The 20,251-nt window shown below is 71.3% G+C and carries 15 protein-coding genes; 8 read left to right on the top strand and 7 right to left on the bottom strand.

Translation table 11 applies throughout. The features are described 5' to 3' along the window. The first annotated feature begins 234 nt into the window (after nt 1-234). The gene (locus CTZ28_RS03215) at nt 235-2,631 is read left to right on the top strand and encodes an SdrD B-like domain-containing protein (RefSeq protein WP_121888080.1); all 2,397 of its coding nucleotides are present in this window, start codon (nt 235-237) and stop codon (nt 2,629-2,631) included. 310 nt (nt 2,632-2,941) lie between these two features. Further along, nucleotides 2,942-3,625 (top strand): hypothetical protein, encoded by a 684-nt coding sequence (locus tag CTZ28_RS03210; RefSeq protein WP_183154274.1) that lies wholly within the window; start codon nt 2,942-2,944, stop codon nt 3,623-3,625. Nucleotides 3,626-3,632: 7 nt separating this feature from the next. On the opposite strand, the gene CTZ28_RS03205 is transcribed toward CTZ28_RS03210, so the two are convergent. Beyond that, a complete protein-coding gene (locus tag CTZ28_RS03205) occupies nt 3,633-4,844 on the bottom strand; it encodes a right-handed parallel beta-helix repeat-containing protein (RefSeq protein ID WP_121888078.1) in 1,212 nt (403 codons plus the stop codon). A gap of 220 nt (nt 4,845-5,064) precedes the next feature. On the opposite strand from CTZ28_RS03205, the gene CTZ28_RS03200 reads away from it, so the two are divergent. Then, a complete protein-coding gene (locus tag CTZ28_RS03200; protein ID WP_121887675.1) occupies nt 5,065-6,231 on the top strand; it encodes a Dyp-type peroxidase in 1,167 nt (388 codons plus the stop codon). 17 nt (nt 6,232-6,248) lie between these two features. Here the strand turns inward: CTZ28_RS03200 and CTZ28_RS03195 are convergent, their stop codons facing one another. Continuing rightward, nucleotides 6,249-8,318 carry a bifunctional glycosyltransferase 87/phosphatase PAP2 family protein gene (locus CTZ28_RS03195; protein WP_183154246.1) on the bottom strand — a complete coding sequence of 690 codons (2,070 nt, stop codon included), beginning with the start codon at nt 8,316-8,318 and terminating at the stop codon, nt 6,249-6,251. Nucleotides 8,319-8,692: 374 nt separating this feature from the next. Between CTZ28_RS03195 and CTZ28_RS03190 the strand changes: the two genes are divergently transcribed. Both CTZ28_RS03190 and CTZ28_RS03185 read left to right on the top strand, forming a co-directional pair. Beyond that, nucleotides 8,693-10,111, top strand: coding sequence for an MFS transporter (locus tag CTZ28_RS03190; protein ID WP_398655178.1), 1,419 nt, complete (start codon nt 8,693-8,695; stop codon nt 10,109-10,111). A 418-nt stretch (nt 10,112-10,529) separates the two neighbouring features. Next, nucleotides 10,530-11,201 carry an O-methyltransferase gene (locus tag CTZ28_RS03185; protein WP_121887673.1) on the top strand — a complete coding sequence of 224 codons (672 nt, stop codon included), beginning with the start codon at nt 10,530-10,532 and terminating at the stop codon, nt 11,199-11,201. A 28-nt stretch (nt 11,202-11,229) separates the two neighbouring features. On the opposite strand, the gene CTZ28_RS03180 is transcribed toward CTZ28_RS03185, so the two are convergent. Further along, entirely contained in the window at nt 11,230-11,622 is a 393-nt protein-coding gene (locus tag CTZ28_RS03180) for an FHA domain-containing protein (protein WP_121887672.1), read from the bottom strand. Nucleotides 11,623-11,723: 101 nt separating this feature from the next. Between CTZ28_RS03180 and CTZ28_RS03175 the strand changes: the two genes are divergently transcribed. Both CTZ28_RS03175 and CTZ28_RS03170 read left to right on the top strand, forming a co-directional pair. Next, a complete protein-coding gene (locus CTZ28_RS03175; protein ID WP_121887671.1) occupies nt 11,724-12,137 on the top strand; it encodes a DnaJ family domain-containing protein in 414 nt (137 codons plus the stop codon). Nucleotides 12,138-12,344: 207 nt separating this feature from the next. Continuing rightward, nucleotides 12,345-12,872: a GNAT family N-acetyltransferase gene (locus CTZ28_RS03170; RefSeq protein ID WP_183154245.1), complete on the top strand. Its 528-nt coding sequence runs from the start codon at nt 12,345-12,347 to the stop codon at nt 12,870-12,872. Here the strand turns inward: CTZ28_RS03170 and CTZ28_RS03165 are convergent. Next, on the bottom strand, nt 12,865-14,904 hold the full coding sequence (locus tag CTZ28_RS03165; RefSeq protein WP_121887669.1) for an MDR family MFS transporter: 2,040 nt from the start codon (nt 14,902-14,904) through the stop codon (nt 12,865-12,867). The two genes, CTZ28_RS03170 and CTZ28_RS03165, sit on opposite strands and share 8 nt — an antisense overlap. 2,004 nt (nt 14,905-16,908) lie before the next feature. Between CTZ28_RS03165 and CTZ28_RS47970 the strand changes: the two genes are divergently transcribed. Then, nucleotides 16,909-17,784, top strand: coding sequence for a peptidoglycan-binding domain-containing protein (locus CTZ28_RS47970; protein ID WP_259471446.1), 876 nt, complete (start codon nt 16,909-16,911; stop codon nt 17,782-17,784). Between the two features lie 25 nt (nt 17,785-17,809). Here the strand turns inward: CTZ28_RS47970 and CTZ28_RS03155 are convergent, their stop codons facing one another. The 3 genes from CTZ28_RS03155 to CTZ28_RS03145 all read right to left on the bottom strand — a co-directional run bounded on the left by CTZ28_RS03155 (nt 17,810) and on the right by CTZ28_RS03145 (nt 19,962). Next, a complete protein-coding gene (locus CTZ28_RS03155; RefSeq protein ID WP_121887667.1) occupies nt 17,810-18,160 on the bottom strand; it encodes a hypothetical protein in 351 nt (116 codons plus the stop codon). 234 nt (nt 18,161-18,394) lie between these two features. Beyond that, nucleotides 18,395-19,045: a response regulator gene (locus tag CTZ28_RS03150; RefSeq protein WP_121887666.1), complete on the bottom strand. Its 651-nt coding sequence runs from the start codon at nt 19,043-19,045 to the stop codon at nt 18,395-18,397. Then, on the bottom strand, nt 19,042-19,962 hold the full coding sequence (locus tag CTZ28_RS03145; protein WP_310887587.1) for a sensor histidine kinase: 921 nt from the start codon (nt 19,960-19,962) through the stop codon (nt 19,042-19,044). The genes CTZ28_RS03150 and CTZ28_RS03145 overlap by 4 nt, the downstream gene beginning before the upstream one ends. Nucleotides 19,963-20,251: the final 289 nt, after the last annotated feature.

Raw genomic sequence — 20,251 nt, 5'->3', positions numbered from 1 at the left:
GCGGTCGGTGAGGTCGGCGGTGGAGGCGAAAGCACCGGGATCGAGCAGCGAAGAACCTCACCTCGAAGTGGTCCACGCAACAGCAGTGGGGCCCTTTTCTTTTTTCACGACACGAGAAGTGTGGAGTGTGACGCCATGAACCAACTCGGCAGAGACTCGCGCCGGTTAGCGCGGAGGCTTGTGGAGCCACCGGCGCGCATCGCGATATCTGTTCTTCTGCTGGCAGGCGGCGCCGTGGGAGCGACGGCCGGACCGGCCACCGCTTCGGCCGACGACGGCACGCTGACGGTCGAGGTGCTGCGCGACTTCTTCGGCACCGGCGTGATCAATACGACGATGGACGTCCCGCAGCGGGGCATGAAGGTGAAGGTCTCCGACCCCGCCGGGCACGTCGTCACCGGCGTCACGGATGCCACCGGAAAGGTCGTGGTGTCGCAGTCGACCGTGCTGAGCGGCGGCCAGTACCGCGTCGACGTCAGCATCCCGGCGCCGTACAGCGACTATCTGCAGGCGGCGCCCGCGTCGACGGCCGAGAACCACTTCGACAGCTTCACGTCGTTCGTCGACGTATCGGGTAGCAGAAACGTTTCTGTTGTGGCGGGAGTGTGGGATCCGGCCGACTACGCGCTGCCGGACTCGCGGTACTTCGTACCGATCCACAACGGCCCCAACGGGGGCGAGAACCGGGCGTTGGTGGCGTTCGGGACGAAGGTCCGGGGCACGTGTCCCACCGATGTGGCGTGCCCGACCACGCTGGCCACGCAGGACCAGGTGGGCACGACGTTCGGGTTGGCGTACGACAAGGACCGGACCCGGCTGTTCCAGAGCGCGTTCGCCCGCCGGTACGCCCCGTACGGGCCGCAGGGCGGGGGCGCGATCTACACGGTGCCGGTCAACGGCTCCGGTGCGCCTGAGCTGTTCGCGCGGGTGCCGGACGCCGCGGTGACGCAGCACGACACCGCCAACATGATCAAGGATCCCGGGTTCACCGAGGCGCCGGGCAAGGAGAGCATCGGTGGCCTGACCCTGTCGGCGGACGGCTCCACGCTGTACGCGGTGAACCTGCGGACCCGCAGCCTGGTGAGCTTCGACGCGACAGGGGCCAGGGCCGCGGCGCCCAAGTCGACGGTCCGGATCCCGGACCCGGGGTGCGCGAGCCCCGACGACTGGCGGCCGTTCGGTCTCCAGGTCCACAACAACACGCTGTACGTCGGCGGCGTGTGCAGCGCGGAGAGCACACAGCAGCGCGCGGACCTGAAAGCCGTCGTCTCCACCTACGACGGCAAGCGGTTCACCACGGTGCTGAGCCACCCGCTGACGGCCAAACGCGGCAACGTCTTCGGCGGCAACGTCAAGGGCAGTCAGTGGAACCCGTGGAACACGAGCCTGGACACGTGGGACGACCGGAAGTCGGGCGGCGCCTTCATCGATCCCCAGCCGGAGTTGGCCTCCCTCGCCTTCGCCCGCGACGGCTCGATGATCCTGGGTTTCCGCGACCGGTTCATGGACGTGCTCGGCTGGGGAGGTCTTGACCCCCGCCCGGGGAACGACACGGCGGAAAGCGGCATGTCCGGTGGTGACATCACCATGGTCTGCGCCACTCCCACCGGTGAATACCAGTGGGAAGGCACCGGGAGCTGCCCCAACCACGCCACCACCGCCAACAATGGCGGCCAGGCCGCCGATGTCGTCGAGTACTTCCCGGGCGACTTCTATGCCAACTCGCACCAGGAGACCGCGCTGGGGTCGGTGGCCTACATCCCGCAGCAGCAGTGGGTGGTCAGCACGGAGTTCGACCCGGTCGTCAACGTCGCGACCTCAGGGACCGGTTACCACGACATCACGACCGGTGAGGGCCCGGGCAACAACCCGACCGCCAACGGGTTCCAGTTCGTCAGCCGGGAACAAGGCGGCTTCGGCAAGGCCGGCGGGCTCGGTGACATCGCGTACGCGGCGGCGAACGCGCCGATCCAGATCGGCAACGTCGTGTGGTTCGACGAGGACCACAACGGGCTCCAGGACCCGGGGCACGTGCTGCTGCCGGGGGCGACGATCAACCTGCTGGACGCGGACGGCAAAAAGGTCGCCACGACCAGGACCGACGCCGCCGGCGAGTACTACTTCGGTGGTGTCGGCGCCGAGTACGAGCTGACGCCGGGCGCGAAGTACACGGTGCAGTTCGACGTGTGCACCGCGGACACCAGCCAGGTGCCCGAGCAACCCCCGGCGAGCGAGCTGAGGTTCACGCTCCCGCGGGCCGGTGCCGACCGAGCGCACGACTCCAATGTGACCCCGCCGACCACCGGACCGCTGTGCAACGGCTACGCGCCTGTCACGGCGCCGGACAAGCCGGGCGAGGTCGATCACACGATCGACGCCGGGGTGTACATCCCGAAGGAGACGCCGACCCCGACGCCGACCTCCACGCCGACCCCGACACCGACTCCGACGCCGCCCGCGGTCTCCACGCCGCCTGCCAACCACCCGGCCCCGGCCGGTGGCGGCGGGGGTTCGCTGGCGAGCACCGGGACGGCCGGGGTGGCGGCGATGATCGGCATCGTCGGTCTGCTGGTGGGTGCGGGCCTGGTCATCGCGTACGTGACCCGGAATCGTCGCGCCCGGCACCACTGAACGAACCGCACAACGCTGATCTGCCCGTCCGCGATCCGGACGGCGCGGACGGGCACATCACGCCTCGGCCGGTCCACAAGGGCCGGCCTTGGCGTGGTCTGCCACCGGACTGCCGAGTGCCGCCGCGAGCCCGCGGCGGCCGGACGGTGTGGCGATCGAAAGGATGAATCGGACCGTGTCAGCGTCGAACCGCGTGCGGAGCATGAGAATCCGGCAAGCCCCACCGGGTCGTCCGGCCGGCCGTCGCCGATGGCCGCGGTCGCGCCGGGCCGCGGCCTTCATCGGCATCGCGGCCGTCGCGATGGCCGCGATGGCCGCGGTGACCGCGTTCCTGGTCGCCGACGGCGGAGCCGACGGTCCGCGCCCGCTGACGACGGATGAGGCGAACCGGCTGGCGATCACGCGATTCCGCAACTACCAGGCGCAGGGCCGCGCGATGACGATCACCGTGCCGGGCACTGCCAGCGGACTGACCGTCACCGGGTCCGTCGACTACCGGCGCAAGGTCGGTTACGGCGTGGTGCACGGCACGGGGCGCGACAAGTCCAGCGACGGGCTGATCCAGTGGACGCCCACCTCGGTGCGCGTCCGCCCGATGACGGACGCCCCGGCGCACGCACCCGCGTCGCCGCCCCGTTCGGGCTGGTACGACCGTCCACTGCTGTCGTCCGGCAGCGCGCTGGACACCTCCCTGTCCATCGCGCTCGGTCTCGGCGGCGACCGGCCGGACAACGCCGAACTGCTGCCGCAGAACGGCGCCGCCTGGTGGGGGCGGGAGCAGGTGGACGGGCGCCGGGTGGACGTCATGACCGGGCCGTCCTCCCCCGACCGCTCCGGTACGGCGGGCAACGTGCGCTACTGGATCGGCTCCGACGGCACCATGTACCGGGTCCGCGTCAGCGTGGATTCGCAGCCGGAGCCGGTGGTCATCGATTTCGACACCCACGCATACGTTCCGGTCGAGCCGGTACCCGGAACCACCCCGGCCCGGTAGCCGCTGTTCAGGGGTTCCGCACCCGCGCGTTCGCGGCGAGCAGGGACGCCGGCGGCAGCCGGACGTCCTCCGTCCTCGGCAGCGCCGGGACGCGCGGGACGACGGTGGCGCCCGCGGTGGCGGCATCGGGGAACTCCGGCTGCGGAGCAGGCGCCGCGACCTCGGTGAACGGGATGCCACCGGGTGCCGTCGGCGCCGCCCACGTGCCGGCCGGCGAGGACGACCCGGCCGGCAGCGGGCAGGCCGCGGTCGTCGCCAGCCGTGCGGGCACAGTGGTGCGCAGATCGTTGCCCCGCAGGCAGTTGCCCCGTCCCCGCGTGGCGGTGGGGAACGTCCAGCCGACGTCGACGCCGTTGCCGGTGAACGTGTTGTCCACGATCTGGTTGCCGACCGGAGGTATGTCGGCGGTCGCGGTGATCACCAGCCCGGCGTTGCGGTTGCCGGCGATGCGGTTGCGGACGAACCGGTTCTCGCTGCCGCCGTCGATGCCGGCGCCGATGCCCCACCCGCCGTCTGCCTGCTCCGGGGTGGCCGTCTGCTGGTTGGAGCCGATCAGATTGCCCGCGATGACGGAGCCCTTCTGCGGCAGCAGTTTCTCCTGGTGGTTGGAGTTGGTGGTGAGTCCGACCCGGTTGCCGACCAGGCGGTTGCCGACCACGTACATGTCCTCGCTGGCGTTGGTGCCTTCGTAGCCGACCGCGTTGAGTTCGGCGACGTTGTCCCGCACCACGATGTTGCAGGGCTTGCACTGGCCGACGTAGATCCCCGAGTCGGCGCCGCCCGACGCGTACGAGTGCTCGATGACACCGTTCTGGGCGGAGAACGCGTAGATTCCGTACAGACCGTTGCGGGTCGCGGTCACGTGGGAGACCAGGAACGACTTGAGGAAGGTGACGGGCTCGTCGCCGGTGTCGTAGCCGCCGCTGCTCCCCGGCAGGCCGGCGGCCGCCTTCGCCGAACCGGTGATCAGGACCCCGTTCTGCGTGTTGTTCTCCACGGTCAGGTTCTCCACGGCCACCCCGGGCGCCGAGACGACGACGCCGTTCGGCTGCTGCAACCGCCCGTCGATGACGACCTTGTCCCGGGACGAACCGCGCAGCGTGATGCGCGCCGTGTCGATCCTCACCGACTCGTGGTACACGCCCGGCGCGACCAGCACCAGGTCACCGGGGCGAGCCAGGGACACCGCAGCCGAGATCGTCGGGGCATCGGCAGGCACGCGGATCGTCACGTCCGCACCGGCCGGACGCCGGCCTTCGCCCTCGCCCGATCCGCCATCGCCGCCGCAGCCTGACACCAGTGTCAGCGTGCCAACTACCGCCGCCAGTACGCGAAGAGCTGATCGAGACATGATCCTATTCTGGCATGGTACCCAATTCCACGCCAAAATCGCCGGGTTGACCGGTACGCGCGATTCGGGGTGTGGCATTCTGCACCCCATGCGCCGAGCCGATCACCACCCGTCACGCCGCACGTTCCTCGATGTCACCGGCGCCATGATGGCCGCCGGTCTGGCCGCCGGGTGCACATCGGACTCCGCCCAGCCGGGCCGGCACGCCCCTGCCGCCTCTGCCCCGGAGGCCACGCCCAAGCCGGTTCCGGCGACGGGCCGCCATCAGGCAGGCATCACGCTCCCCCAGCCGGCCCAGCCCAACCTGCTCGCCGTGGTGGCCGACCTCGATGACACCGTGGCCCCCGGCCCGTTGCTTGCCGAACTCGGCGAGGCCATCCGCACCCTCACAGCGGGGACCGACACGCGACTGCTCGGCCTGCCGCCCGGCGACCTCACCGTGACCGTCGGTGTGGGCCCCCGGCTGGTGCGCACGGCCGGTGCCTCGCTGCCCGGCGCGACCGACCTGCCGCGCTTCTCCCGCGAGCGGATCGCCCCGCAGGCACGCGGCGGTGACCTGCTGATACAGATCTGCGCCAGCGACGCGCTGCTCCTGCCGGTCGTCGCCGCCATGCTGCTGGACCAGGCCGGTGACCGCATCCGCGAACGCTGGCGCCAGTCCGCACGCCGCGGTACGAACGTGTCCGTCGGCAACGGCCTCACCGCACCGCGCAACCCGCTCGGTTTCATCGACGGCATCGTGGGCCCGCACACGAGCGCCGAACAACAACGCGACCTGTGGCTGGCGGGGCCCCCTGCGGTCGCCGGCGGCACCCTTGCCGTACTGCGGCGCATGGAACTCGACCTGCCGCGGTTCGCCGCCCTGTCCGTGGCCGAACAGGAAGCGGTCTTCGGGCGGCGCCGGGCCAGCGGCGTCCCCCTCTCCGGCGGCACCGCCGCCTCGGGCCCGGAACTCGGGGCCAAGACACCGGACGGGCGCTATCTCGTCCCCGCGGACGCCCACGCGCGCCGAGCGCACTCCACCGTGGTCGGGGTCGGACACATGCTCCGCCGCTCCTACAGCACCGACGAGCCCGCCCCCGGCCTGCTCTTCATCAGCTTCCAGAACGACCTGCGGACCTTCACCGCCACCCTCACCCACATGGACAACTCCGACGCGCTGCTGCCCTTCACCACCACGACCGCCAGCGCGACATTCCTGATCCTCCCCGGCTTCGACCGGCAACGCCCGCTCGGTTCCCGGCTGTTCGGCTGATCACGATCGACTCACGATCAACTTGACGGCGGGGAGACCGCCGCGGGAGATACCCGAGCGGCAGTCGAGCCCTCCGCGCCGGGAACACCGGGCCGGGATTCGTCCGCCCGGTCCACCCGGCGCGGTCCCGTCAGGAGATACGTCAGGGCGAAACCGGCACCCACCACCGCCGCCCCTCCCACCGCGTCCAGCACCCAGTGGTTGCCCGTCGCGACGATGGCGGACACCGTGAACAGCGGGTGCAGCAGGCCCAGCGCCTTCATCCACCACTTCGGGGCGATGACCGCGATGACCACACCGCACCACAGGGACCAGCCGAAGTGCAGCGAGGGCATCGCCGCGTACTGGTTGGTGAGGGCGGTCAGGGTGCCGTAGTCCGGCTTGGAGAAGTCCTGGACGCCGTGCACGGTGTCGATGATGCCGAAGCCCGGCATCAGGCGGGGCGGGGCCAGCGGGAACAGCCAGAAGCCGGCCAGGGCGAGCAGGGTGGCGAAGCCGAGGGAGGTGCGGGCCCAGCGGTAGTCGACGGGGCGGCGCCAGTAGAGGACGGCGAGCACACTGAGCGGGACGACGAAGTGGAACGACTCGTAGTAGAAGTCGAAGAAGTTCCGCAGCCAGTCGATCTTGACGACGGCGTGGTTGACCGCGTGCTCGATGTCGAGGCGCAGGAAGCGTTCGAGGTCGAGGATCAGCCGGCCGTGGTGTTCGGCGGTGGCCCGGCCCTCGGAGTTGCTGCCGCCGGTCGCGGCGAGCCGGACCTGCTGGTAGGCGGCGTAGGTGACGCGTATGAGCAGCAGTTCGAGGAGGAGGTTGGGCCGGGTGAGGACCCGGCGGAGGAACGGCAGGAGCGGGACGTGCCGGAAACGGGCGGGGACCGGCTTGGCGTACTCCGTCGGGACCGGGCTCGCGTAGTACGGCGAGGTGCGCGACAGGAACGGCACCGCGGTGGCGGCGGCGATGGCCGCGAGCAGCACGATGTTGTCCCGCAGCGGGTACACCACCGGCATGTTCGGCAGCATCATCTTCGCCGGGAACGTGGTCACCAGGACCACGGCGACCGGCCAGACGTAGCGGTCGGAGGCGCGCCTGCCGACCCGGCCGACGACCGCGAGCAGCACCCACAGCAGCTGGTGCTGCCAGGTGGTCGGCGACACGGCGACGGCCGCGCAGCCGGTGATCGCGACGGCGAGCAGCAGTTGGCCGTCGTGGGCGTAGCGGACGGCGCGGCGCAGGGCGAGGGTCGCGACGACCGCGCCGAGCACCAGGAAGACGCCTATCTCCAGCGGGCCTGTCAGGTCGAGGCGGAGCAGGGCGCCGTGCAGGGACTGGTTGGCGAGGGCGTCGGCCTTGCCGCCGAGGCCGACGCCCGCCATGTGGTGCACCCAGTAGGTGTGCGAGTCGTGCGGCATCGCGGCCCAGGCGAGCGCGGTGGCCGCGGCGAAGGTGCCGGCGGCGGAGACGGCGGCGCGGCGGCGGCCGGTGAACCAGAGCAGCGGGGCGAACAGCAGGACGGTCGGCTGGAGCGCGGCGGCGACGCCGATGCACAGGCCGCCGGCCCGTTCCCCGCGGACGGCGAAGCAGCCGAGCAGGACGAGCAGCACGGGTATGACGCTGGTCTGGCCCAGCCACAGCGTGTTGCGGACGGGCAGGGACAGCATCAGCAGGCTGATCGCGACCGGGGCGGCCAGCAGCGCGGTGCGGCGGCTGACCGGCTGGGGCAGGGCGCGGGCGGCGACCAGGCCGAGGGCGACGACCAGCAGCAGCGTGCCGAAGGTCCAGCCCCAGCCGAGGGTCTGCTCGGCGGCGCGGGTGAGCGGCTTGAGCACCAGGCCGCCGAAGGGGGTGCCGGTGAACCGGGTCGAGTCGTACAGGGAGCCGTTGACGTGCAGCACGCCGTTGGGGCCGACCCAGGTCTCCAGATCCGTCAGCCGCTCCCCGCGGGGTGAGCCGAGGACGACGGCCGACTGGCGCACCGCGAGGATCGCGGCCACCCCCCACAGGACCAGCCTGGCCGCCTTGAGGCGGGCCCTGGCCGGCGCTCCCGCGAAGCCCTCCCCCGGTCGCCCACTGTGCTCCACGTTCGCCACGCCTTGTCGGCCTCCCGCCCCATCCGTCCCGCACGTCCCCTGCGGATTCGCTCTGCGCACCCTATGAAGAGCCGCAGCCCCCTGCGGAGTGACGCGGGAAACCCCCGCTTCACCTGACGTCCGCCCGGCTTTTGTCCGGAAGACGATAGTGCGCCGGAGGCGCTGCTGCCCCGGCGGGGAGCGATATGGATCACAACGGGAGGAATGTGCGGGGGTGCCGGGGCGGGGCTGCGTGCCTGCTGGGGGGATGTTTGGCTGCGCTGTGCGGTGAGGTGCGTACGGTACGTAAGGGGCGTAATTCCACCTATGGTCACTTTTTGGCCTGCCGCGGTGGGCCTGTTCCTGTCCCCGTCGAGAGGTAGGCGAGCGCAGTTTTGCGGGCCGCCCCAGCTGTCACCCCGTCCGTCACCCCGCCTGAGGGGACCGTTCCGGGCTGTCCGGGCGGCGCGCGGGTCACCGTGACCGATCCGGCGCTTGTCAGGCGCGCCGTGAAGGCCGCCGCGCTGGGCAACGCCATGGAGTGGTTCGACTTCGGTGTCTACAGCTATCTCGCGGTGACGCTGGGCAAGGTGTTCTTCCCGTCCGGCAATCCGACCGCGCAACTGCTGTCGACCTTCGGCGCCTTCGCGGCGGCCTTCCTGGTCCGGCCGCTGGGCGGGATGGTCTTCGGTCCGCTCGGCGACCGGGTGGGCCGGCAGAAGGTGCTGGCCCTCACCATGATCATGATGGCGGCGGGCACGTTCGCGATCGGCCTGATCCCGTCGTACGCGACGCTCGGGGTCGGGGCGCCGCTGCTGCTGCTCGCTGCGCGGCTGGTGCAGGGGTTCTCGACCGGCGGTGAGTACGCGGGCGCGTCGACGTTCATCGCCGAGTACGCGCCGGACCGCAGGCGGGGCTTCTTCGGCAGCTGGCTGGAGTTCGGCACGCTGGCCGGGTACATCGGCGGGGCGGGGCTGGTGACACTGATGACGGCGCTGCTGTCGGCGGACGACCTGGTGTCCTGGGGCTGGCGTGTGCCGTTCCTGATCGCGGGTCCGATGGGGATCATCGGGCTGTATCTGCGGATGCGGCTTGAGGAGACCCCGGCGTTCGCGGCGCAGCTCGAGAAGGCCGAGTCGAGCCGCCGGAAGGTGCCGCTGCGGGAGATGGTGGCGGGCCAGTGGCGCGCGCTGCTGCTCTGCATGGCACTGGTCCTGGTCTTCAACGTCACCGACTACATGCTGCTGTCGTACATGCCGAGCTATCTGACGAGCGAGCTGAAGTACGACGAGACGCACGGACTGCTGGTGGTGCTCGGGGTGATGGCGCTGATGATGATCGTGCAGCCGTTCGCGGGCGCGCTGACCGACCGGATAGGCCGCCGCCCGGTGATAGCGGCAGGCTGCGCGGGTTTCCTCTTTCTCTCGGTCCCCGCCCTGCTGCTGATCCGCCAGGGCAGCCTGCTCGCGGTCGCGCTCGGCATGGGGGCGCTGGGGCTGCTGCTGGTCTGCTTCACGGCGGCGATGCCGGCGGCGCTGCCCGCCCTGTTCCCGACCCGGGTCCGCTACGGCTCCCTGTCGATCGGCTTCAACATCTCGGTCTCCCTGTTCGGCGGCACGACTCCGCTGGTGGTCACGGCGCTGATCGGGGCGACGGGGGACATGATGATGCCCGCGTACTACATGATGGGGGCGGCGGTGATCGGCGGAATCGCAACATGGCGAATCCCAGAATCAGCAGGCCACCCCCTACCAGGTTCCCCACCTTCCCTGGAACCCCTCCCAGCAGTCCCAGCACCTACCCAACACGGCTAGCCCCAAAAGGGGCGCGAGGAACTGCGCGATCAGCCACGACGGCGCCGCACCCCCTAGACAGCCAAACCCGGCCACGGACACCGCCCCAAAGGGGCGCGGGGAACTGCGCGACAAGCCACGACGGTGCCGCAGCCGCCAGACGACAGGCCCAGGCCCCCTAGACAGCCAAACCCGGCCAGGAACACCGCCCCAAAGGGGCGCGGGGAACTGCGCGATCAGCCACGACGCCGCCGCAGCCGCCAGACGACATACACGAGGCACCCCCTGACGCGGCCAAGCCCCGCAGGGACACCGCAGGCGACATACCCAGGCACCCCCTGACGCGGCCGAGCCTCAGGCAGGGGGAGACTGGCCGGGGCCGGTCGTCGCCGGCGGTGGTGGGTACTCGACAGGTACCGGACACGGAAAGGCAAGGGCCATGAGCGGGTCGCAGCTCTGGGACGACGTCGACTTCTACTTCACCAGCCACCTCTCGCCGGACGACGAGGCACTCCAGGCAGCCCTGCGCGACAGCGAAGCCGCAGCGCTGCCGCACGCCAACGTCACCGCGAACCAGGGCAAGTTCCTCCAGCTCCTGGCCCAGATCCAGGACGCCCGGCGAATCCTGGAGATCGGCACGCTCGGCGGCTACAGCACCATCTGGCTCGGCCGCGCCCTGCCCGCCGACGGCCGCCTGATCTCCCTGGAGTACAGCGCCAAGCACGCCGAGATCGCCACCCGCAACATCGCCCGCGCCGGCCTGGAGAGGCTCGTCGAGGTGCGGGTGGGCCCGGCCCTGGAGTCGCTGCCCAAGCTCGCCGACGAGAACCCGGCCCCCTTCGACCTGGTCTTCATCGACGCCGACAAGGTCAACAACCCGAACTACGTGGAGTGGGCGCTGCGCCTCACCCGCACCGGCAGCCTGATCGTCGTGGACAACGTCGTCCGCGGTGGCCGCGTGCTCGACGCGGAGAGCGACGAGCCCGACGTCGTGGGCACCCGCGCCGCCATCGAGCTGATCGCCGCCCACCCCAGACTGTCCGGCACGGCGATCCAGACGGTGGGCAGCAAGGGCTACGACGGCTTCGCCATGGCCCGCGTACTGCCGTGACGGTGGGATCGGGGCTGCTGCGCGGACGCTACACCTCGTGGTAGAAGCCCACGTTCACGCTGCGCGGCCCGGTGCGGTCCTGGATGATTATCTCCCCGGAGCCACCCCGCGGGAGCGCCACACTGGCCCCGTACGCGACGGTCTGGGCGTACTCCCCCACCGTCAGCCGCACCACGGAGGACGGATCGGGCTGCGAGCCGCGCAGCCAGGTCAGCTGCCAGCCGCCCTCCGGGCCGCACAGGAACTCCAGGTGCACCCGGGAGACGAACAGCCAGTCGTCGGGCGTGGCGAGCCGGCACACGGCCGCGTCCCGGCCCACGCGCAGCGCCGCGCCCGGCTCGCTGGGCGCGTCGGCCATGAGCATCCCGGCCGTGGCACCCGCGTCGGCCCCGGAGACGGTGGCCATGGTGAGTTCGAGCACGTGCGTTCCCCCTGAAGTGCGGTGTTCCGTCATGAACTGCCCTTGCAGCAGCGGCCGAATGATAAATCGCCCGACCCCACCGCGTCCGGCACAATGGACACATGACCGAGCGAAAGCCACCGGGCGTCCCGTTCGAGTCCTGGGTCGACAAGCAGATCCGTGATGCGCAGGGGCGCGGCGAGTTCGACCGGCTCACGGGCGCGGGCAAGCCGCTGCCGCGGGATGTCGACGCCACGTACGACGAACTGTGGTGGGTCAGGCGCAAGATGGCCCGCGAGGGGCTGGCCTTCCTGCCGCCAGCTCTGGCCCTGCGCAAGGAGGCGGAGGACGCGCTCGTGGCTGCCTACGCGGCTCCCTCCGAGCGGATCGCGCGGAAGATCGTCACGGAGATAAACGTCAAGATCCGCGACATGATGTTCAAGCCGCCACCGGGTCCCCCGCTCGGCATGAAGCCGTACGACGCCGACGAGGTCGCACGCGAGTGGCACCGACGCCGTGACCCCGAGGCCACGTAGACCGTCCCGGTCGGATACCGGCCCACCCTTCGTCTGCGGCACCATCGTGGCTGATCGCGCCCACGCGGCGGAGCCGCATATCGATACAGCCCCGCGCCCCTTCGGGGCCGCTGTCTGGGCAGTTGTTGGTCACCCGGGACGACGGCGTGCCCGGCCCGCGGATATCCGGTTGCGCACGGGCCCGGACGTCTCCCGACAATGTCGGCCATGACCTGGACCATCGCCCCGGAACCCGTCGACTCCGCCGTCGCGGCCGCGCTGTGGCGGGCGTACTACACGGAGGTCAGCGACCGCTGGTATCTGCGGTACGCGGGACACCGTACCGACCCCGTCGAGCTCGAACGGGAGATCGCCGCCGTATCGGGTACCGAACTCACCCCGCCCACCGGGCAGTTGCTGGTCGCCCGGTACGACGGTGAGCCCGCGGGCTGTGCGGGCGTACGGCTTCTGGACCCGGTCACCGCCGAACTGACCCGGGTCTTTGTGCACGAGAACCGGCGCGGCCGGGGCGGTGCCCCGCTGCTCGTGACCACCGCCGAGCAGGCGGCGCGCGGCCTCGGCGCCACCCGCATGATCCTCGACACCCGCGGCGACCTGGTGGAGGCCCGCGCCCTGTACGCGCGCCTCGGCTACACGGAGACCGAGCGGCACAACGACGACCGGTACGCCGAGCACTGGTTCCGCAAGGACCTGACCCCGGGCGAGGGCCTCGGTGTGGACATGGCGGTCAGGTGAACTTTGGGGTGGGGTCGGGTTGTGGGTGTTCGCGGCGGGAGCCGCACATCTCGTCGGTCAGTTGCTTCACCAGCCGGTCCAGGTCGGTGGGCCGCTCCGGTCCCCACCAGTCGCCCAGCAGCTCCGCCAGCGATTCCTCGCGGGCCCGGGCCAGCCGGTCGGCGGCCGCGCGGCCCTGCTCGGTCAGATACAGGTCGAGTCCCTCGCGCACGGCCAGGTGCCGCTCCTCGACCTGGCGGGCGGCCGCCATGACGACGCGCAGTGGTACGGCCCCGTGCTCGGCGAGCACACCGGGCTCCACCGAGCCGTACTTCCGCATCCGCAGCAGCAGCCAGCTCGCCCCCGGCAGCAGGTCGTACCCGGCCCGTTCGCTGATCTTCCGGTAGACCTCCCGCCGCCCGTCACGGGTGCCGAGCACCGACAGCGCGCGGCACACCTCGTCGTACGAGGACCGCTCGACCGGGTTGGAGGCCAGCGTCTCCGTCCCGTCCGGCGCCGTCACCGAGCCGCGCAACGGGTCCTCCTTCAGGAACCACGCCAGTACGAAGCCGAGGAGGGCGACCGGAGCCGCGTACAGGAAGACGTCGGTGATGGACACCGAGAACGCGTGCAGGGCCGCCGGGCGCAGCGGCGGCGGCAGTACGCCGATGCCCCGCGGGTCGGCCTGGAGCGTGCCCGGCGTGACCCCGGGCGGCAGGTGCACGCCCCGGAAGGCGGCGACGAGTTCGCTGCCGAGGCGGCTCGCGAAGAACGAACCGAAGATGGCGACGCCGAACGAGGCGCCGATGGAACGGAAGAAGGTCGCGCCGGAGGTGGCGACGCCGAGATCCTCGTACGAGACGGCGTTCTGCACGATGAGCACGAGGACCTGCATGACCAGGCCGAGGCCCAGCCCGAGGACGAAGAAGTACGTGCTCATCAGGGCCGTGGAGCTGTGCTCGTCGAGCCGGTGCAGCAGAAGCAGCCCGATCATGGTGACCCCGGTGCCGGCGATCGGGAACACCTTCCAGCGGCCGGTACGGCTGACGATCTGCCCGGAGACGGTCGAGGACAGCATCAGGCCCACCACCATCGGCAGCATGTGCACACCCGACATGGTCGGTGAGACGCCGTGTACGACCTGGAGGAACGTGGGCAGGTAGGTCATCGCGCCGAACATCGCGAAGCCGACGATGAAGCTGATGAGGGCGGCGAGCGTGAAGGTGCGGATGCGGAAGAGCTCCAGCGGCAGGACGGGTTCGGCGGCTCTGCGCTCCACGCCGACGAAGACCGCGATCAGGACGACGCCGAGCACGGCGAGCCCGATGATCTGGGGCGAGCCCCAGGCCCAGGTGGTGCCGCCGAGGGAGGCGACCAGAACCAGACAGGTGGCGACCGCGGCGATCAGGAAGGTGCCGAGGTAGTCGATGACGTGGTGGGCGGTACGGCGCGGGATGCGCAGGGAGGTGGCGATCACGGCGAGGGCGACGATGCCGACGGGGAGGTTGACGTAGAAGACCCAGCGCCAGCTCAGTTGCTCGGTGAGCAGGCCGCCGAGCAGCGGTCCGAGCACGCTGGTGGTGCCGAAGACGGCGCCGAACAGTCCCTGGTAACGGCCGCGTTCGCGGGGCGGCACGATGTCCCCGACGATCGACATCGACAGCACGATCAAGCCGCCGCCGCCCAGTCCCTGGAGCGCCCGGAAGAGGATCAGCTGGGGCATGTTCTGCGCCATGCCGCACAGCGCGGAGCCGATCAGGAAGATCACTATCGCGAGCTGGAAGAGCCGTTTTCGGCCGTACTGGTCGCCGAGCTTGCCCCACAGGGGGGTGGCGGCGGTCGACGCGAGGAGATAGGCGGTGACGACCCAGGACAAATGCTCCAGTCCGCCGAGGTCGCTGACGATGGTGGGCAGCGCGGTCGACACGATGGTCTGGTCGAGTGCGGCGAGCAGCAGTCCGAGGAGCAGGGCACCGATCGGGACGAGGACGTTTCCGGGGACGTTGTACGTGCCCTTCGCGTCCTGTGCGGTGCCGTGCGTCTCCAGGGCCATGGGACCTCCCGGGGCTCCCTTTTTCCCATCTTCCATCGTGAACGGTGTCACCCGTTATGGCCTGTTGAGTCCCGCGGGGACCTCCTCGGAATCCGCCATTCCGGGGGGCTTCCGGGAAGGAGATGTGTGGGAGGTCTGCATAATCTCTGGAGATCGCGCGGGGACGCGAGGGGAGCGGACACAAACATGACGGATCCGAAGGGCACGACTGGCCCTCAGGACAACCCACACCCGACAAACGGGACGGACCCGGGAGCCCAGGAAGGCGCGGGCTCGGGGGGTGGGGCGGGCGCGTCGGGGGGCGCGGGCCCTCAGGGCGGGGTAGGCGCCCAGGGCGGCACGGACGTCAAGGGGGGCGCGGGCCCGGGGGGCGGGACGGACCCCCGGGGTGGGGCGGGCCCGGAGAGCGGCGCGGGTGCGCAGAGCGGACCAGGCCCTCAGGGGGGCGCAGGCCCGAGGACCGGCGTGGGGAACGCGGGCCCTCAGGCGGGTACGAGCCCGAAGAGCGGCGCAGGTCCTCAGGGAGGCGCAAGCCCTCACGGCGGCGCAGGCCCGGCGGGGGAGACAGGCCCTCAGAGCGGGGCAGACCCTCAAGGCGGGATGGACCCCCGACGCAGCGCAGTCCCGACGGGAGGCGCAGCCCCTCAGAGCAGCGCAAGCCCGGAAAGCAGCGCTGACACGAGGAACAACACGGACCCTCAGGGCGGAGTAGGCCCGAAGGGGAGCGCAAGCCCTCAAGCAGGCACGAGCCCGAAGAGCGGCCCATCCCCTCAAGGCAGCGCAGGCCCGGAGATCGGCTCAGGCCCGGCGGGTGACGCAAGCCCTCAGAGCGGGGTCGACCCCAAGGGCGGAGTGGACCCCCGGCACGGCGCAGTCCCGACGGGAAGCGCGGCCACTCAGAGCGGCCCAAGCCCGGAAAGCGGCGCTGGCCTGAGGAACGGCACGCCCCCTCAGGGCGGAGTAGGCCAGAAGGGAAGCGCAAGCCCTCAAGCGGGCACGAGCCCGAAGAGCGACCCAGCCCCTCAAGGCGGCGCAGGTCCGGAGGTCGGCTCAGGCCCGGCGGGTGGGACAAGCCCTCAGAGCAGGGCGGGCCTCAAGGGCGCAGTGGACCCCCGGCACGGCGCAGTCCCGACGGGAAGCGCGGCCCCTCAGAGCGGAGTAGGCCCGAAGGGGAACGCGGGCTCTCAGGGGGGCGCGGGCCCGAGAAGCGGCGCAGGCTCAGGGGGCCGGGTGGCGAAAGGCGCGGCCTCGCAGGACGGCGCTGGCCCGAGGAACGGCACGGACCCTCGGGGCGGAGTAGGCCCGAAGGGGAGCGCAAGCCCTCAAGCAGGCACGAGCCCGAAGAGCGGACCAGGCCCTCAAGGCAGCGCAGGCCCGGAGGTCGGCTCGGGGTCAGCGGGTGGGGCAGGCCCTCAGGGCGGGGCGGGTCCCGAAGGCGGAGTGGACCTTCAGCGCGGCGCAGGCCCGGCGGGGGGCGTTGCCCCTCAGGGCCCTCAGGGCGGCGTAGGACATAAGAGCGGCGCAAGCCCGGAGAGCGGCCCAGGTCCTCAAGGGGGCGTAAGCCCGGAGAGTGGGCCAGGGGGTTCGGGGGTGCCTTGTCCTGAGTGTGGGGTGCCGCGGGAGCCGGACAACACCGCCTCGTGCCCCTGCGCGCAACGCGTCTCCGACGCCCTTCGCGACACCCGCACGGCGGCAGCGGCGGCGGCTGAGGACTTCGACCCGCTCCGTATTCGGCCGTACGTCGACCTGGACTCCACCATGGCCGAGGCAGCCACCGGAAACGCGAGGGGCAGCGGCGCCGCACCGGCCTCCGCCGAAGGCGCGGCCGGGGAACCGGCTGGGGGCGCGGGTGCCGGCGCGGGCGTGAGTGGGTCGGGTGCCCCGGGTGAGCCCACGGGCACCGGCCCCGGAACGGGCGCGGGTCCGCACACAGGCACAGGCACCGGGTCGAGTGCCGACCCCAACCCCGGCGCCGACGCCCGACAGGCGGGGGCGAGTGCTGCCATGGGCCCCGCCACGGGCGCGGGTCAGGGCGGCACCCCGGGTGGGGACGTCACCATGGTGTTGCGGCTGGTCGATGCCGCCGCGGCGGCGCCGGAGAGCGACGCCACCATGGAGCTGCGGCGGATAGAGGGCGGCGCAGCCGACGCCGCCGTACCCACGCCGCTGTCGACCACGGCATCCGTGCCGAGCACGGCCGACCTGAACCTGTTCGACGCGGAGCACGCCGCACAGGACGAGGCCGGTATCACCGTCGGGAACACGGCACCGAGCCCCCGGCGCCGCCGTACCGTCCTCCTCTCGGTCGCCGGCGCGGCGATCGCCACCGTCGCGGCGGCCGGTTTCGCGAGCGGGCTGTTCACCTACGACACGCCCTCGCGGGACGGTGCTGCCCCCGAGGACATCCGCGCGAGCGTGCCCGAGCGTACGACCGAGGCGGCCACGCCGGAGACTGCCACGGCCCCCGCCGCCGCTCCCCCGGCCGCCACCACCCCCACCGCGGCCACCAGCCCCTCACCGACGGCCTCCCCCACCCCCTCCACATCGCAGTCGAGCGCGACCACCCCCACCGCCACCCCGTCCCGCTCCCCCGAGGCGTCCGCCACGGCGACGGCCACCGAAACGGCCGAGGACCCGCCCCCCGCGCCCGCGCCCGGCCCGGTTCTGCGACGCGGCGACCGCGGCCCCGAGGTCACCGAACTCCAGCTACGGCTCATGCAGTTGAACCTGTACTGGGGTTCCGCGGACGGCCGCTTCGGCAAGCACCTCGAAGACGCCGTACGCGGCTACCAGTGGACCCGTGGCATCCGCGCGGACGAGTCCGGCGTCTACGGCGCGACCACGCGGGCGAGCCTGGAGTCGGAGACCTCCCAGCCCTGAGCCCCGCCCCCCGTCGGGCCCGGAATCACCCCGCTTCCGGGCCCGCGGGCGGCTCCTCCTGCGCGTGCTTCAGCCCCATCCGCGCGTCCACCCGCTCCGCCGTGGCGACCTCCGCCCAGAAGCGGTGCGTGGTGACGAACACCGCGAGCTCGTGCTCGCGCTGCCGCAGCTTCTCCACCTCCGCCTGTTCGTCTTCCGTCCAGCCCGGGGACGCGGGCCGCTCCACCTTCCGCCAGCCGTGGTCGTCGCTGAAGCCGTCCAGCGGCTCGACCGACCAGGGGAGCCGCTTCAGCAGGGCCGACAGCTCGGCCCTGACCTGATGCAGCTCCTCCTGACCAGCGAGCAGGTCACTCGGAAAGTCATAGGTCTCAGCCACACGACAATGCTACGCCTGTTCGATTTCGGGATGCGAGTTCCTTCCCTCACTTCACGCGAACGAGGGGTCCGAGTAGGGATGGTGATCTGCTTGAGGTTGACCTTGTCGTGGGTCAGCGGGTTGAACGGCCCGTAGTCGGCACCCGCGGTACCGGCGACCGCGCCGCAGCGGGGGCATCCCGCGCGACTTCGTCCACGTCGGTCGGGGAAGGCCCTCGAGGCCGTGGTCAGATGGTCAGTTGTCGAGTCCTGCGTCGCGCGCCAGTAGCGCGGCCTGGACGCGGTTGGTGACTTCAAGCGCGGTCAGGATGCGGCTGACATGGGTTTTGACGGTGCTTTCGCGCATAGCCAGTTGGGTGGCGATGTCCGCGTTGGTGTCGCCTCGGGCGAGCAGCGCGAGCACATCCCGTTCGCGGGGTGTGAGCAGGTCCAGCCGTGCTCGGGCTGCGGTCGCCCGGGGCCGGGTGGTTGCGTGGTAGCGGTCGATGAGTCGGCGGGCGGCGGTCGGGTGGAGCATCGCCGAGCCGGCGGCCACCAGGTGGACGGCGCGCAGGATCTCTGCGGGGTCGGTGTCCTTGAGCAGGAACCCGTCGGATCCGGCGGTCAGGGCGTCGTAGACGTACTCGTCGAGGTCGAACGTGGTCAGTGTGATGACCTTCGGCGGATGGGGAAGGTTCCGGAGCCGGGTGGTGGCGGTGATGCCGTCCATGCGGGGCATGCGGACGTCGACGAGAGCGACGTCGATACGGTGGGCGGTGGCCTGCTCGATGGCCTGGAGGCCGTCGGCGGCCTGGGCAATGACGTCGATGCCGGGGTCGCCTTCGAGGAGGTCGGCCAGGCCGAGACGGACCAGGGCGTCGTCATCGACGATCATGGCGCGGATCATGCTGGGGTGCCGTTCTGTTCGGGTTCGGCAGGCTGGGGAATGCGGGCGGCCAGACGCCAGGCACCTGCGCCGGCGGGTCCGGCATCAAGGTGTCCGCCGAGGGCAGCGACGCGCTCTCGCAAACCGACCAGCCCGTACCCCGAATCGATGTCCGCGGCGTTTCCCCCGGTGCCGACGGTGTTGGTGATCTCGACCAGTGTGGCCGGCGGCAGGTAGTCGATGCGCACGGTCACCATGGCGCCGTCGGCGTGCTTGCGCACGTTGGTCAGTGCTTCCTGGACGATGCGGTATATGGCCAGACGGTGGGTGGTGGGGGCCTGCGCCGGGTCGCCGTGGGTCGTGGTGCCGACGCGCTGCCCGGCGGCGCGGGCTTCGTCGATCAGTTCCTGCACGTCTTTCAGGACCGGGCTGAGCGCGGCGCCCAGTTGTGTGGGGTCGGGTTCGCGCAGGGCGCCGAGTACGTCGCGCAGGTCGGCAAGGGCTTCGGTGGATGCGGTGCGCAGCAGGGCGAGCCGATCGGCGACCGGCGCGGGAAGCGTGCTGCTCCTGGTGGCCAATACACCGGTGTGCAGAGCAATGAGGCTCAGCCGGTGCGCGAGGACATCGTGCATCTCTGCGGCGATGCGTGACCGCTCGCCGATCCGCGCGGCCTCCTCACGCAACTGCGCCTCGACGCGCAGGTGCTCCACGTCGCCGGCGAGGGCGCGCATCAGACGTCGACGGTTGCCGAACCACAGTCCGAGGACGAAGGCGAAGAGCCATAGGACGGCCGCGGTCACATAGGACTGATCGGCCCACAGCCGGGTGGCAGGGAAACCGAGCACGTTGGCGCCCAGCACGACGGCGGCGCAGCCCGCCGCCGGCCATGTCCGGCGAGCCGCGGCCAGGTCGAACATGACAACGGCGAGCAGCGTCACCGTGAGGGACCCCCACCACGCGGTGACCGCGGTGACCAGCAGTGGGGCAGTGGGCCACCGCAGCCGCGGCACCAGCAACACCACGCCGCATGCCATCACCGAGACGGTCAGCGCGACGTGGGGCCAGCCGGGGCCGACCGGTCCTCCGTCGATGGCGGCGATCCACACGAGGAACACCACTAGTGCTGCACGTCCGCCGACCGCTGCCCACCTTGAGACCCTGCCTGTGTTCACGTTCGCAAGCCTAGGCCGGGGTATGTCCTGCTCTCTGCGACGATCTGCTGCGCTG

The organism is Streptomyces shenzhenensis (assembly GCF_003688995.1).
Taxonomy (GTDB): Bacteria; Actinomycetota; Actinomycetes; order Streptomycetales; family Streptomycetaceae; genus Streptomyces; species Streptomyces shenzhenensis_A.
The sequence above is the reverse complement of the archived record's forward strand: the minus strand, read 5'-3'. Positions and strand labels throughout refer to the sequence as shown.

Coding starts and splice junctions, on each gene's coding strand:
- CTZ28_RS03150 (WP_121887666.1), bottom strand. CDS start 19,045: ATGATCCGCGCCATGATCGTCGATGACGACGCCCTGGTCCGTCTCGGC.
- CTZ28_RS03200 (WP_121887675.1), top strand. CDS start 5,065: ATGCGCCGAGCCGATCACCACCCGTCACGCCGCACGTTCCTCGATGTC.
- CTZ28_RS03170 (WP_183154245.1), top strand. CDS start 12,345: ATGACCTGGACCATCGCCCCGGAACCCGTCGACTCCGCCGTCGCGGCC.
- CTZ28_RS03185 (WP_121887673.1), top strand. CDS start 10,530: ATGAGCGGGTCGCAGCTCTGGGACGACGTCGACTTCTACTTCACCAGC.
- CTZ28_RS03175 (WP_121887671.1), top strand. CDS start 11,724: ATGACCGAGCGAAAGCCACCGGGCGTCCCGTTCGAGTCCTGGGTCGAC.
- CTZ28_RS47970 (WP_259471446.1), top strand. CDS start 16,909: ATGGGCCCCGCCACGGGCGCGGGTCAGGGCGGCACCCCGGGTGGGGAC.
- CTZ28_RS03165 (WP_121887669.1), bottom strand. CDS start 14,904: ATGGCCCTGGAGACGCACGGCACCGCACAGGACGCGAAGGGCACGTAC.
- CTZ28_RS03210 (WP_183154274.1), top strand. CDS start 2,942: ATGGCCGCGGTGACCGCGTTCCTGGTCGCCGACGGCGGAGCCGACGGT.